Origin of the sequence: Arsenicicoccus dermatophilus, from assembly GCF_022568795.1 — a bacterium.
Classification (GTDB): Bacteria; Actinomycetota; Actinomycetes; order Actinomycetales; family Dermatophilaceae; genus Arsenicicoccus; species Arsenicicoccus dermatophilus.
The window spans coordinates 82,056-94,609 of sequence record NZ_JAKZHU010000003.1 but is presented as its reverse complement, the minus strand read 5'-3'; the positions used below and the strand labels follow the sequence as shown (position 1 = coordinate 94,609).

General features: G+C 73.1%; 13 protein-coding genes. 6 read left to right on the top strand and 7 right to left on the bottom strand.

What is annotated here, in order from left to right:
- Positions 1 to 10: 10 nt before the first annotated feature.
- Both MM438_RS14880 and MM438_RS14875 read right to left on the bottom strand, forming a co-directional pair.
- Positions 11 to 625: a class I SAM-dependent methyltransferase gene (locus MM438_RS14880; RefSeq protein ID WP_241454136.1), complete on the bottom strand. Its 615-nt coding sequence runs from the start codon at positions 623 to 625 to the stop codon at positions 11 to 13.
- A 56-nt stretch (positions 626 to 681) separates the two neighbouring features.
- Complete coding sequence (locus MM438_RS14875; protein ID WP_241454135.1) at positions 682 to 2,037, bottom strand: hypothetical protein; 1,356 nt, start codon at positions 2,035 to 2,037, stop codon at positions 682 to 684.
- Between the two features lie 235 nt (positions 2,038 to 2,272).
- On the opposite strand from MM438_RS14875, the gene MM438_RS14870 reads away from it, so the two are divergent.
- From MM438_RS14870 to yczE, 3 genes are all read left to right on the top strand, one after another.
- On the top strand, positions 2,273 to 3,259 hold the full coding sequence (locus tag MM438_RS14870) for an ANTAR domain-containing protein (RefSeq protein WP_241454134.1): 987 nt from the start codon (positions 2,273 to 2,275) through the stop codon (positions 3,257 to 3,259).
- A gap of 153 nt (positions 3,260 to 3,412) precedes the next feature.
- On the top strand, positions 3,413 to 4,222 hold the full coding sequence (locus tag MM438_RS14865) for a D-hexose-6-phosphate mutarotase (RefSeq protein ID WP_241454133.1): 810 nt from the start codon (positions 3,413 to 3,415) through the stop codon (positions 4,220 to 4,222).
- 79 nt (positions 4,223 to 4,301) lie between these two features.
- Positions 4,302 to 4,949, top strand: a complete 648-nt coding sequence (yczE, locus tag MM438_RS14860) for a membrane protein YczE (protein WP_241454131.1) — start codon at positions 4,302 to 4,304, stop codon at positions 4,947 to 4,949.
- Between the two features lie 150 nt (positions 4,950 to 5,099).
- Here yczE and MM438_RS14855 read toward each other — a convergent pair whose 3' ends face one another.
- From MM438_RS14855 to MM438_RS14840, 4 genes are all read right to left on the bottom strand, one after another.
- Positions 5,100 to 5,993, bottom strand: coding sequence for an amino acid ABC transporter permease (locus MM438_RS14855; RefSeq protein ID WP_241454129.1), 894 nt, complete (start codon positions 5,991 to 5,993; stop codon positions 5,100 to 5,102).
- The gene (locus MM438_RS14850) at positions 5,990 to 6,670 is read right to left on the bottom strand and encodes an amino acid ABC transporter permease (RefSeq protein ID WP_241454126.1); all 681 of its coding nucleotides are present in this window, start codon (positions 6,668 to 6,670) and stop codon (positions 5,990 to 5,992) included. Before MM438_RS14850 ends, MM438_RS14855 begins: the two co-directional genes overlap by 4 nt.
- Positions 6,671 to 6,672: 2 nt before the next feature.
- Positions 6,673 to 7,551, bottom strand: coding sequence for a glutamate ABC transporter substrate-binding protein (locus MM438_RS14845; protein WP_241454125.1), 879 nt, complete (start codon positions 7,549 to 7,551; stop codon positions 6,673 to 6,675).
- Between the two features lie 129 nt (positions 7,552 to 7,680).
- Positions 7,681 to 8,400 (bottom strand): amino acid ABC transporter ATP-binding protein, encoded by a 720-nt coding sequence (locus MM438_RS14840; protein WP_407568320.1) that lies wholly within the window; start codon positions 8,398 to 8,400, stop codon positions 7,681 to 7,683.
- Positions 8,401 to 8,663: 263 nt separating this feature from the next.
- On the opposite strand from MM438_RS14840, the gene MM438_RS14835 reads away from it, so the two are divergent.
- The 3 genes from MM438_RS14835 to MM438_RS14825 are packed head-to-tail and all read left to right on the top strand — an operon-like array spanning position 8,664 to position 10,961.
- Positions 8,664 to 9,188 carry a SigE family RNA polymerase sigma factor gene (locus MM438_RS14835; protein ID WP_241454122.1) on the top strand — a complete coding sequence of 175 codons (525 nt, stop codon included), beginning with the start codon at positions 8,664 to 8,666 and terminating at the stop codon, positions 9,186 to 9,188.
- Positions 9,189 to 9,192: 4 nt separating this feature from the next.
- Complete coding sequence (locus tag MM438_RS14830) at positions 9,193 to 10,152, top strand: WD40 repeat domain-containing protein (protein WP_241454120.1); 960 nt, start codon at positions 9,193 to 9,195, stop codon at positions 10,150 to 10,152.
- Positions 10,153 to 10,169: 17 nt separating this feature from the next.
- Complete coding sequence (locus tag MM438_RS14825) at positions 10,170 to 10,961, top strand: alpha/beta fold hydrolase (RefSeq protein WP_241454118.1); 792 nt, start codon at positions 10,170 to 10,172, stop codon at positions 10,959 to 10,961.
- A 92-nt stretch (positions 10,962 to 11,053) separates the two neighbouring features.
- Here MM438_RS14825 and MM438_RS14820 read toward each other — a convergent pair whose 3' ends face one another.
- Positions 11,054 to 12,484: a trypsin-like peptidase domain-containing protein gene (locus MM438_RS14820; protein WP_241454115.1), complete on the bottom strand. Its 1,431-nt coding sequence runs from the start codon at positions 12,482 to 12,484 to the stop codon at positions 11,054 to 11,056.
- Positions 12,485 to 12,554 lie beyond the last annotated feature (70 nt).

Sequence of the window (12,554 nt, the reverse complement as noted above, 5' to 3'; positions counted from 1 at the left end):
CGAGGAGCGCTCACCGCGTCGCGCGCTCCAGCACCGCCACGAGGAACTCGCTCGTCGGCCGCCAGGGCCGCAGCTCCCAGGACTCGAGCAGCAGCGACTCGCGCAGCCCGGCCACCCGCGCGTCCATCCGGAAGGCGCCGAAGTCGTAGTCGCGCCCCGCCCCGAACCCCACGACCAGGCGGCCGTCCGCGGCCAGGTGCGCCCCCATCCGCCGCAGCGCGTCGACCCGCGTCGACGGCGCCAGGAAGGCCATCACGTTGCCGGCGCACAGCACCAGGTCGAAGGGCTCGGCGATGCCTCGAGCCGGCAGGTCCAGCTCGGCGAGATCGCCCACCAGCCAGGTCGGTCCGGGGTGGTCGGCCTCGGCGGCCTCGATCAGCACCGGGTCGACGTCCACGCCGACGACCGTGTGCCCCGCCTCGTGCAGGAAGGCCCCCACCCGCCCGGGACCGCACCCGGCGTCCAGGATCCGCGCGCCGCGACCCACCATGGCGTCCGCCAGGCGCGCCTCGCCCCGCAGGTCCACGCCCTCGCGCGCCATCCGCCGGAATCGCTCGACGTAGCGCGCGGAGTGCGAGGGGTCGGCCTCGACGATCTGCTCCCAGCCGCTCGGCACACGGGTCACGGGGTCCTCCAGACGTGGTGGGTGGACCTGTGAGTCTAGTGAGCGGCCGTATGTCGTCAGCGCGGCGCCGGCTCCGCCGGGAGCGGCTGCGCGTCCAGGGGCGCCGCGTCGCCCAGGTCCGCGGGCGCCGGCTCGACCGCGTGCGCGGGCCCGGCCTCGACGTATCCCTCGTCGCCATACGGCTCCGGCTCGCCGCCCAGGACCTGCCCGTCGGGGTCGGGCACGGCAGCGGTGCTCGCCCGGGGGACGGGTGCGTCGGCGACCGCCCTCTCGGCGACCGGCGCGGGCTCGGGGGGCGGGGCGGGCTCGGGGGGCGGGGCGGGCGCGGCCGGCTCCGGGGCGAGCGCCCGCACCAGGCGGGACCGCGCGGGCGCCGTGGGCGGGAGCCGCAGCTCGACCAGGCGGCCGGCCTCCTCGCCGGGTGCGGTGCCCAGCAGCAGCCGGTGGCGCAGCAGGATCGCGTCCGGGCGCGGGGCGACCAGCCCCACCCGCCCGAGCGGCACCCCGGCGCGGCGGGCGGTCGCGGCCACGACGGGGCAGGGCGCCGTCAGGGGCGAGGCGGGCTCGGCGATGGCGTGGACGGCGCCGGGGACCCGCCCGTCGACGTGCCACGGCGACCAGGGGGTGCGGCGAAGGATCGAGCGCCAGACGAGCAGCCGGGCCGCGCGCAGCAGGGCGACCGCCAGCGCGGCGAGGGCGACGAGGACCAGCAGGCTCGTGGCCCACTGCAGCAGGATCGGTCGGTTGACGATGCCGGGAGCCATGACCGCGTCCGGCTCCTCCGGGTCGACCAGCACCTCGACCTGGGTGCCGACGGGCACCGCCACGGCGTCCAGGCCGTGGACGGTGGAGGAGACGGTGCTGCCCTGCTCGACGTGGGTGACCCGGGCCCAGGGGGTGTAGCCGAGGCCCGTCCAGGTCCACCCGGTGGCCGTGACCTGCGCCGAGGTGCGCACGCCGCGAGACTGCAGGTCGCCGGCCGCCATACGGCTCATCATGGTCGCGAGGCCCACCAGGGCGAGGGCGGTCAGGGCCACGGCCAGCGGCGGGACCAGCACGCGCCACCGCGCGCGCCAGGCGTGCCGGGTCGCGGTGTCCGCCCAGGCCGGGTCCAGACCGTCGCAGGCGCGGCGCTGCAGGTCGTCGACCGTCAGGACGGCGAGCCGCTCGGGGTGGCGGGCCCGGCCGCGGGCCGTGACCTGGTCGCGCAGCCGCCCGAGCTGGGCCCAGGCGGCGAGGGCGAGGGCACCGAGCAGGCAGACCATGACCAGGGTCAGGTCGACGGTGGGTGGCTGGGCCACGGAGGACCGGCGGGCCCACCCCACCAGCAGGTGCAGGACGACGACGGTGGCGAGGGCCCCCGCCACGACGAGGGCGGCCCGGCGGGCCCGGTCGACAGCGGCGCTCGGCACGGCGCACCTCCTGGGAACGGACGATAGTCCTTGCCGCACACTGTGGCACGCCTGACCGGTCACTCTTTGAAGCCCCGCCGTGACGCCGCGGAGTGCTTCGTTGTTCAGCGGTGTGCGGCCGTGCCTATCATGGGCGTCCGCCCAGGCTCGGTCAGCCTGGGTCGCGTCGTTCAGACCCCAGCGATGCACCGTGCGGTCGTGGCCCTCCTGGCCCCCGCCTGGCAACGAGCTGGATGTGAGCGACGTGAGCGAGTTCCCGAGCCCTCCCACCGCGTGGTGGCACCTGGAGGTGCCCGACCCCGAGCGTCCGGAGCAGCTCACCTGGCACCTGACCCCGGAGGTCTACCACCTGCACGGGGTCGACCCCGGCACGTCCGCGGACCCGGCCGCCGTCCTCGACGCCGGACGCCTCGACAGCGACGGAGATCTCGTCGAGCGGGCGGCGCGAGGCCTGCGGGAGCGGGGGGCCTTCGCCCACCGGCGCGTCCTGGTCCGCGGTGACGAGCAGGTCGCGGTGCTTGCCGTCGGGGTCGGCGAGCTCGACGAGGAGGGCCGGATCACCCGCGTCCGCGGGGCCTTCGTGGACCTCGTGGCCACCCTCCACGAGGCCGTCGCCGCCGCGGTCACCGCCCAGCTGCAGGAGGTCGTCGACGCCCGGGCCGCGATCGAGCAGGCCAAGGGGGTCCTGATGGCGGGCTACGGCCTCGACGCGGACGCCGCCTTCGCCCTGCTGGGCGCCTACTCCCAGCGCACCAACACCCGCGTCCGCGTGCTCGCGACCCGCGTCGCCCACGGCACGACCGGCCGCCCCGCCGCTGCGGCCGACCTGGACGCCCACCTGTCCCGCGCCCTCGACCCCCGCGCCGACGAGGTGCCCGCCGTCCGGGCCGAGTCGGCCGACGCGCCGGTCGAGCCCGGGCAGGTGCGCAGCACCCTGGTCGACGGCCACGTGGTGCTCGCCCTCACCGGGCAGGTCGACGCCGTCGCCGCGCTGACGGTCGGCTCCGAGCTGCGGCGCCTGCTCGGCGAGATCCGCCGCCCGCAGCGGCTCCACCTGCTCGACCTGACCCAGGTGGCCTACCTCAGCCCCGCCGCCGCCGTCGCCGTCGTGGGCGTCGTCAACCGCCATCGCACGCTGCCCGCCGTGCTGCGCGTCCTGCCCGGCCCCGCGGAGCAGGCGCTGCTGTCGGCGGGCCTCGACCCGGCGGCGCTCACCCCCTGACCACCCCGACCTGGCGCCCCTGACCACCACGGCGATCTCCCCTGATCCCCGCACCGGCCTCGACCCCTGACGGCGACCCGCAGCGGCGACCCCACGGCCCCGGAACGGGGAGGCGGGGTGTCGCCGCGCAGCGGCGCGGCATACGGTCTGGGCATGACCACGCTGCCTGTCCACGACATCTCCGGCCCCGAGGCGACCGCCACCATCCACGACCAGGGAGCGCACCTGCTCACCTGGGCGCCCCAGGGGCAGGCGCCCGTCCTGTGGGCCAGCCCGCAGGTGCGGCTCGAGGAGGGCAAGGGCATCCGGGGCGGGGTGCCGATCTGCTTCCCGTGGTTCGGACCCGGGCGCACCGGCGACCGCACGCCCACCCACGGACCCGCGCGCACCACCCCCTGGCGGTCCACGACGATCGAGCCCGGCCACGCGACCTACGCCATCACCGGCGCCGAGCTCGGCGTCCAGGACCTCGAGGCGACGTACGACGTCCGCGCCGGCGCCCGGCTGGAGCTGACCTTCACCGTGCGCAACACGGGTGCGCAGGAGCTGACCTACGAGGAGGCGTTGCACGCCTACCTCACCGTCGGCGACGCCCGCGAGATCACCGTCGAGGGCCTGGCCGGCGCGACCTACGTCGACAAGACCGACCAGGGCCGCAGCCACCGCCAGGACGGCGAGCTGCGCCTCACCCGCGAGACCGACCGGGTGTTCCGCTCCGCCGGCCCGGTGACCGTGGTCGACCCGGTGCTCGGGCGGCGGCTGCGGGTGACCAAGACCGGATCGGCCTCCACCGTCGTCTGGAACCCCTGGGACGAGCTGTCCGCCTCGCTGGGCGACATGGGGCCCGAGGCCTGGCGGACCATGGTGTGCGTCGAGGGCGGCAACGCCATGGCCGACGAGATCACCCTCGCGCCCGGCGACTCGCACACGCTGACCTATCACCTCGAGGTGCTCCCGCTCTGACGACGACACCCCCGCCTCGGAGAGGCGGGCGGGATGGACGTGGCGACGGCGCCGGGGCGCCCTGGGCGACGATGGCCGTATGACGACCCGGCGCGCCCTCACCCCCATGACCCCGGCGCAGCAGCTGCGGGCAGGTCGCCTGCCGAGACGGCTGACGCAGCTCTTCGCCGGGCTGACGGTCTACGGCGCGTCGATGGCCATGATCATCCGCGGCGCGCTCGGCCTGGATCCCTGGGACGTCTTCCACGTCGGCGTGGCGCTGCACCTGCCCCTGTCGATCGGGCAGATCGTCGTCGCGACCGGGGTGCTGGTGCTCCTCGCGTGGATCCCGCTGCGCCAGTGGCCGGGCCTGGGCACCGTCGCCAACACCGTGTGGATCGGCGTGGCCACCGACGCCGCCCTGCACGTCCTGGCCGAGCCGTCGGCGCTGTGGCTGCGGGCGGCGCTCCTGCTGGGCGGGATCGTGCTCAACGGTCTCGCCGGGGCGCTCTACATCGGCGCGCAGCTGGGCCCGGGGCCGCGCGACGGGCTGATGACCGGCCTCGCCCACCGCTACGGCTGGTCGATGCGGGTGGTGCGCACCACGATCGAGGTGACCGTCCTCGCCGCCGGGTGGTTGCTGGGCGGTGGCGTCGGGCTCGGCACGGTGCTCTATGCCGTCACCATCGGCCCGATCGTCCAGCACCTGCTGCCCTGGTGCGTGGTCGAGGTCGACGCACCCGCCTGAGCCCGCGGCCGTATGTCGGCAGGCCTTCCCCGCAGGCGCCGCTCGCTGCAGGCCCTGCTCCCCGCTCGCCGCAGGCGCGGCATACCGCCGCAGGCAGCGCGAAGCCCCACCCCGCAGGACGGTGGTGGGGCTTCGCGCCGGGCGGGCAGGTCAGCGGGCGACCGAGCCCTCCAGGGCGTCGGTGCTGTGCGCCTCGATCTCCTCGGGGGTGGCCTGCGGCGCGAGACCGGCGGTGTGCCCGGACCGGCGCAGCCGCCGCTCGACCAGGTGGGCCAGCGAGGTGAGCGAGACGTTCATGGCGATGTAGATCAGCGCCACGAAGATGATCGCGGGCACCACGTTGCCCTGCCAGGAGCCGATCTGGTCGGCCTTGCGCAGCAGCTCCTCATAGAGGATGACGTAGCCGAGCGCGGTGTCCTTGAGCACCACGACCAGCTGCGACACCAGGGACGGGAGCATCGCGGTCAGCGCCTGCGGCAGCAGCACCGAGCGCAGCGTCTGGCCCTGGGTGAGCCCGATCGACAGGCCGGCCTCCCGCTGCCCCTTCGGGAGGTTCTCCACGCCGGAGCGCAGCAGCTCGGCGATCACCGCGCCGTTGTAGACCGTCAGGCCGGTGACGACGCCCGCGAGGGACTCCTGCCCGCCGAACCACCCCGTCGTGAGGTAGAGCGCGTAGGCGAACAGCATCATCACGAGCACCGGCACGGCGCGGAAGAGCTCGACGACCGTGCTCGCCAGCCACCGGACGGGAGCGACGTGCGACAGACGCCCGACGCCCAGGAGCAGGCCGACGACGCCGGCGGTGAGGATCGACAGGGCCGCGGCCTTCAGGGTGCCGAGGATGCCGGGCAGGAGGTACTCCGACCACACGTCGGTCCACAGCAGCGGGCGCCACCTCGCCGGGTCCAGCTGGCCCTTGGCGGCGAAGGTCGTCAGCACCCAGGCCCCCAGGGCCAGGGCCGCGAGCAGCAGGACCGCCGCGACGATCCGCTGGGTGCGGCGGGCGCGGGGCCCGGGGGCGTCGAACAGGACCGAGGCGCTCATCGGTGCACCGCCAGGCGGCGGGACAGCCAGGTGAAGAGCAGGCCCGTCGGCAGCGTGAGCATGACGAAGCCCAGCGCCACGATCGCGAAGAAGGTGAACATCACGTCCGGGCGGTCCTCGATGACCTGCGCCTGCAGGTAGGAGATCTCCGCGACGCCGATGACCGACAGGACGGTGGTGTTCTTGGTCAGCGCGATGAGGGTGTTGCCCAGCGGCACCAGGGCGGCCCGGAAGGCCTGCGGCAGCACGATCTCGCCGAGGGTCTGCCGGAAGCCCAGCCCCAGGGAGCGGGCGGCCTCGGCCTGCCCCACCGGCACCGTGTTGACGCCCGACCGCAGCGCCTCGCACACGAAGGCCGCGGTGTAGACCGACAGCGCCGCCACCCCGATCCGGATGTTGTTGTCCTTGATGAAGGTCGCCGAACGCGGGTCGGCCAGGTGGAAGCCGAGCTGGGCCACCAGGCCGAGGCTGCAGAACACCGCGATCAGCGTGAGCGGGGTGTTGCGGACCACGTCGACGTAGAGCGCGCCGAGGAAGCGCAGCATCGGGACGGGGGACAGGCGGAAGATCGCCAGGATCGTCCCGATGATCAGGGCACCGATGCCGGACAGGACCGTGAGGGTGATGGTCATCCAGAAGGCGCCCAGGATGTCGAACTCCCGGAACAGGTCGAGCATGATCAGGCGCAGGCGGCGGGCTTGGGCGGGTTCTTCGTCGTGTCGATGGCGAAGCCCGAGCCGAGGTTGGCGTCGATCGACTTCTGCCACGCGCCGGAGGAGACGTACTTGTCGATGGCCGTGGTGATCTGCGTGCACAGGGCGGTGTCGCCCTTCTTGAGGCCGACGCCGTAGCTCTCCTCGGAGAAGGTCTTGCCGACGACCTTGAGCTTGCCCTGGTACTGCTTCTGCGCGGCGTAGCCCGCGAGGATGGTGTTGTCGGTGGTGAGCGCGTCGACGGAGCCGCTGGCGAGGGCCTCGGCGCACTTGGAGTAGGTGTCGTACTCCTGCAGCTGGACCTGCGGGTACTTGTCCTTGATCTTCGTGGCCGAGGTGGAGCCCTTGACCGAGCAGAGCTTCTTGCCGGCGAGGGTGTCCGGGCCGGTGATGGTGGTGTCGTCGGAGCGGACGAGCAGGTCCTGGCCGGCCACGAGGTAGGGCCCGGCGAAGTCGACCTTCTCCTTGCGCCTGTCGGTGATCGAGTAGGTCCCGACGACGTAGGACACCTTGCCCGCCTGGAGCATCTGCTCGCGCTGCGCGGACACGGCCTCGACGAACTCGGGCGTCCTGCCGAGCTCCTTGGCGATGTACTTCGCCAGGTCGACGTCCATGCCCGAGTAGCTGGCGCCCTCCTTGAGGCCCATGCCGGGCTGGTCGAACTTGATGCCGACCTTGATGGTGTCGCCGGAGCCGCCGGAGCCGCCGGAGCCGCCGGAGCCGCCGGAGCCGCCGGCCGCGCCGGTGCCCGAGCTGGTCTGGGAGTCGCCGGAGCTGCCGCAGGCGGCGAGGGAGGCGGCCAGCGCCACGGCGGCGCCGGCGGAGAGGGTGCGACGGATCGTCATGGGATCTCCTTGATGGGTGTTCGAGGTATGGCGACGGTCGCCGGCCTCGGGAGGAGGGGTGCGGCTCCCGGGGATGGGGCCCGGGGAGCCGCGGACGGGAGGTCGGTGGGAGCGCGGCGGGCGCCGTGCTCAGTGGGTGAGGATCTTGCCGAGGAAGTCCTTGGCGCGGTCGGAGCGAGGGTTGGTGAAGAACTCCTCGGGGGTGGCCTGCTCGACGATCTGGCCGTCGGCCATGAAGACGACCCGGTCGGCGGCGCGCCGGGCGAAGCCCATCTCGTGGGTGACCACGATCATCGTCATACCGCTGCGGGCCAGCTCGGTCATCACGTCGAGGACCTCGTTGATCATCTCGGGGTCGAGCGCCGAGGTGGGCTCGTCGAAGAGCATGACCTTGGGGTCCATGGCGAGGGACCGGGCGATGGCGACGCGCTGCTGCTGGCCGCCGGACAGCTGCGCGGGATACTTGTCGGCCTGGTGACCCACGCCGACCCGGTCGAGCAGCTGCCGTGCCCGGGTCTCGGCCTCGGCCTTGGCCACCCCGCGGACCTTGATCGGGCCGAGCGTGACGTTGTCCAGGATCGTCTTGTGGGCGAAGAGGTTGAAGGACTGGAAGACCATGCCCACGTCCGAGCGCAGCTGCGCGAGCGCCTTGCCCTCCTCGGGCAGGGGCTGGCCGTCGATGGTGATGGTGCCCGACTCGACGGTCTCCAGGCGGTTGATGGTGCGGCAGAGCGTGGACTTGCCCGACCCGGAGGGGCCGATCAGCACGACGACCTCGCCCTCGTGGATCGTCAGGTCGATGTCCTGCAGGACGTGCAGGGCGCCGTAGTGCTTGTTGACGCGCTCCATGACCACGAGCGGACGTCGGTCGTGGTGGGGCGTGGCAGCGGTGCTCATGTCCGGGAGATTAGCCGGGCCCCTGCATGCATCGCGCACCAAAGTGGACCCGGTGAGACGAACGTTGTGCATATCGTGACCAACCCGTCGTCCCCGGCACGGTCCGACCGGCGTCGGGGGAGGCCGGTTGAACCGGTTCCGAGGGGGCGTGCAACCTTTGCCGAGGCACCCGCGTCGTCAGCGGTGTCAGCCCTCTCGGGGAGGAGACGGACCGCATGGACGAGCGCGATGAGGAGTTCACGGCCTTCGTGACCGCACGCTCCGCAGCGTTGCTGCGTTATGCCTACCTGCTGACCGGAGATCATGCCTCGGCCGAGGACCTGCTCCAGAACACCCTGGTGAAGGTCTACCTGTCGTGGCACAAGATCGCGGACCGAGGGTCCGTCGAGGCATACACGCGCACGGCCTTGACCCGCACCAACATCTCGGTGTGGCGCAAGGTCGGGCGTCGTGAGTTCGCAACCGAGACGACACCGGACCGGGTCGTCGAGGACCGGCACGACATCGACGAGCGGGACGGGATGTGGGCTCTGTTGCAGACGCTCGGGCCCCGACAGCGCACGGTGCTCGTGCTCCGGTTCTACGAGGACCTCCCGGAGGCGGAGATCGCAGACATCATGGGGTGCTCGCTCGGCACGGTGAAGAGCCAGCTCTCACGAGGGCTGGCCAACCTGCGCAAGGTGCTGCCCGACGACACGGCAGCGGGACGACCCGCGGCCGCGGGCAGCGAGAGGAAGTGACGTCGTGCGCGACGACGAGATCGGACAGCTGATCCAGCGCTCGCTGGACCGGCACGTGGACGACGTCCACCCCGCGCCCGACCTGGGCGAGTGGGTGGTCGAGCGTGGCCGGGTGGTGCGGCGGCGCCGCCGCGCCACCGCCATCGGCGGGGCCGCGGCCTCCCTGGTGCTCGTGGCCGGCGCGGCGCTCCTGGTGCCGCGGATGGGCCAGCAGGACGACACGGTGGTGCCGGCGAGCACCTCCTCGGCCAGCCAGCGGGCGATGCCCCGGCCGACGGCCACGACGACCACGACGGCGCCCAGCCCGACGGACGTCCCGACCAGCCGGCGCCGGCCCACGTCCTCGTCGACGGTCGTGGCGGAGCCGTCCCCCACCGAGTCCACCGGGGACCCCACGGCCACGGCGACCGACCCGGCCACCGAGACCACCACCACCACGACGGCACCGGCCGGCGACACCCCGCGCCCCACCGACTCCGGGGAGCCCACCGGCCCGACCTTCACCACGCCCTACGGCCCGGTCGCCCTCCCGGACGGCGCCACCACCAAGCTGTCCGGCACCCCGGGCGCCGGGGGTTACTTCGCCCTCGTCGGCAGCAGCGGCAGCCCCAACCGCGGGATGCTCCTGCGGGTCGACCCGAGCCGCTCGTCCAGCCTGGTCGTCGACGCGGGCGCGGGCGGCAGCATCCGCGGCTACGAGCTGAGCCCCAACGGGCGTTACCTCGCGGTCGCCGTCCAGGATGGCGGAGAGCGGATCCAGGTCTACGACGCGGGCAACCCCGGTCGGGTGGTCAAGAGCTACGACGTGCCGGGCGAGTGGGCCGGCGCGATGAGCGCCTGGACGTCGAAGGGGGTCAACATCGTCTCCAGCAGCGGCCACGGGTCCCTGGTCTGGTCCATGGACACCGGGGTGGTGACCGTCCAGGAGAGCTCCGGTGCCCCGCCGACGACCATCGCTCCCTGACGGAGCACACTGGGCGCATGACCATGCACCGGCTCGCTCTCCCCGACGGATCTCACCTCGCGGTGGACCGCACGGGAGCAGGCGAGCCGGTGCTGCTCGTGCCGGGCATGAGCCAGGACCACCGGCTGTGGGGTCCCCTGGTGCGCGAGCTCGCCGGCCGGGTCGAGTCCCTCGCCCTGGACCAGCGCGGCACCGGCGACTCCGACGACATGGACCGGCGCGATCCGCCGACCACGGGCTCCTTCGCCGACGACGCGGCCGCCCTGCTCGACGTGCTCGGCGTGGCCCGCGCGCACGTCGTGGGGCACTCCATGGGCGGACGCATCGCCCAGTGGCTGGCCGTCAACCACCCGATGCGGGTCGCGTCGCTCACCCTGCTGTGCACCTCCCCCGGGGACCGCATGGGCGCCCCGCGCGACGAGTCGGTGGACGCGACCCTGGCCCGCTGCGATCCCCTCGAGATGGCGCTGCTCAACTACACCCCGGCCTGGCTCGGCGCCCACCACGACGTCGTGGAGGAGGTCGACGCGGCCACCACGACCCGGTCCGCGCAGCGAGGCCTGCACTTCCGGGCCTCGCACGGGCACGACTCCTGGGAGTCCTTGCCCCGGATCACCGCGCCCACCGTCGTCGTCCACGGCGACGCCGACCGGATCAATCCGGTGCGCAACGCCGAGCTGCTCGTCGAGCGGATCCCGGGGGCCGAGCTCGTGGTGCTGCGGGGTGCCCGGCACGGGCTGCCGGTGCAGCACGCTCCCGAGGTCGCCGAGATCGTCCTCGGCCAGACTGTCCGGCACCCGACCCGCTGACCCGCCCAGGCGGGGCAGGTGCGAGGACGCTCGGGGGTATGCCGAAGGGCGGGTGACGAGAGATCGTCACCCGCCCCTCGGCGTGGGTCTGGTCAGCGACCGGCCAGGGCCACGTCGTCGACGACGAAGGAGGTCTGGTGGACGGAGTCCTCCGTGGCGGCGAACTTGAGCGTGACCGACTTGCCGGCGTAGCTGGTCAGGTCGACGGACTTCTGGACGTAGCCGTTGGTCTTGTCCAGGTTGGAGTAGGACGCGACCGTGGTGCCGTTGACCGACACGGTGGCCTTGTCGTACTTGCTGTAGGAGCTGGTCTCGGCGGTGTCGATGGCGATCCAGTAGGTGAGCGTGGCGCCACCGGCGGGGACGGTGAAGGTCTGCTGCTCGTACTCCGACGCGGTGATGCCGTTGCCGCCGAGCCACATCTTCCAGGTGCCGGAGTGGGCCTTGCGGCCGGAGTTGTCGATGATCACACCGTTGGAACCGGTCCACCCGGTGTGGCCCTTCTCGAAGTCGCCGTTGACGATCACGTCACCGCCGGGCTGGGAGGTCGGCGTGGCCGTGGGCGTGCTCGTCGGCGTCGTGGTCGGCGTCACGGTGGGGGTGCTGGTCGGCGTGGCGGTGGGCGTGGCCGTGGGGGTGCTCGTCGGCGTGGCCGTGGGCGTCGCGGTCGGCGTCGGGGCAGGCGTGGGGGAGCCCGTGGCGCCATACAGGGTGCAGCCGGCCTTGGCCAGGTTGACCCGACCGTTCTCCCAGCACGCGTTGATCTGGTAGGTCTGCTCGGCGTAGGACTGGCCCTTGTGCACCGTGATGTTGCCGGCAGCGTCCACCTCGCAGGGGTTGTTCATCGTGCACCGCTCACCGTCGTCGTTGCCGGTGTTGTTGATGCCGATGACCGTGCCCGTGCTGCGGTCGATGATCGGGGAGCCCGAGGAGCCGTGCGGGGTCGAGCAGCCGGCGCTGTAGCGGATCGAGTCGTCCCAGACGTAGCCCTCCTCCTTCAGGTGCGGCACGAAGCCGTTGATGGAGCAGCGGTACTCCTTCTTCCAGTAGCCCGAGGGGATGGACAGCGCGGTGCGGTCGACCGGGTGCGTGGTGAGCATGGGGCGGGCCGTGACGCCGGAGCTCTGCTTGAGCTGGGCGTAGGTCACCGTGCTGCGGTAGAGCGCCACGTCGGTGCCGGTCATCGTGGCGTACAGGATCCGGTCCAGGCTGAGCGTGGTGACCTTGTGCGCGTCCTCGCCGCCCAGGATGGTGACGGTGCGGTTGGCGGCCTTGTCGTAGACGTAGGTGTTGGGGTCCGGCATCTGCGGCAGGCAGTGGCCGTTGGTCATCACCACGGCCTTGTCGGTGTCGGCGGCGCCGGGGAAGCGGACGACCGAGCCGGAGCAGTTGTCCAGGGCGACGATCGCGTCCCAGGTGCCGAAGGAGGAGGCGGCCTGAGCCTGACCGGCGACGACGCCGCCGGTGGCGAGGGCGAGGGCGAAGGTCGCCGTCAGGGAGCGGCGGGTGAGCAGACGGGTCATGTCAGTCCTGCGGGTGCTGGCGGCCGTGGCCGCTGGGGGAGGTCCTGGGGGCGCCGGTGGGCGGAGGATC

Excerpts from the sequence above, each read along its gene's own strand:
- MM438_RS14865 (WP_241454133.1), top strand. The coding sequence starts at position 3,413 with ATGACCACGCTGCCTGTCCACGACATCTCCGGCCCCGAGGCGACCGCC.
- yczE (WP_241454131.1), top strand. The coding sequence starts at position 4,302 with ATGACGACCCGGCGCGCCCTCACCCCCATGACCCCGGCGCAGCAGCTG.
- MM438_RS14855 (WP_241454129.1), bottom strand. The coding sequence starts at position 5,993 with ATGAGCGCCTCGGTCCTGTTCGACGCCCCCGGGCCCCGCGCCCGCCGC.
- MM438_RS14850 (WP_241454126.1), bottom strand. The coding sequence starts at position 6,670 with ATGCTCGACCTGTTCCGGGAGTTCGACATCCTGGGCGCCTTCTGGATG.
- MM438_RS14845 (WP_241454125.1), bottom strand. The coding sequence starts at position 7,551 with ATGACGATCCGTCGCACCCTCTCCGCCGGCGCCGCCGTGGCGCTGGCC.
- MM438_RS14840 (WP_407568320.1), bottom strand. The coding sequence starts at position 8,400 with ATGGAGCGCGTCAACAAGCACTACGGCGCCCTGCACGTCCTGCAGGAC.
- MM438_RS14835 (WP_241454122.1), top strand. The coding sequence starts at position 8,664 with ATGGACGAGCGCGATGAGGAGTTCACGGCCTTCGTGACCGCACGCTCC.
- MM438_RS14825 (WP_241454118.1), top strand. The coding sequence starts at position 10,170 with ATGACCATGCACCGGCTCGCTCTCCCCGACGGATCTCACCTCGCGGTG.
- MM438_RS14820 (WP_241454115.1), bottom strand. The coding sequence starts at position 12,484 with ATGACCCGTCTGCTCACCCGCCGCTCCCTGACGGCGACCTTCGCCCTC.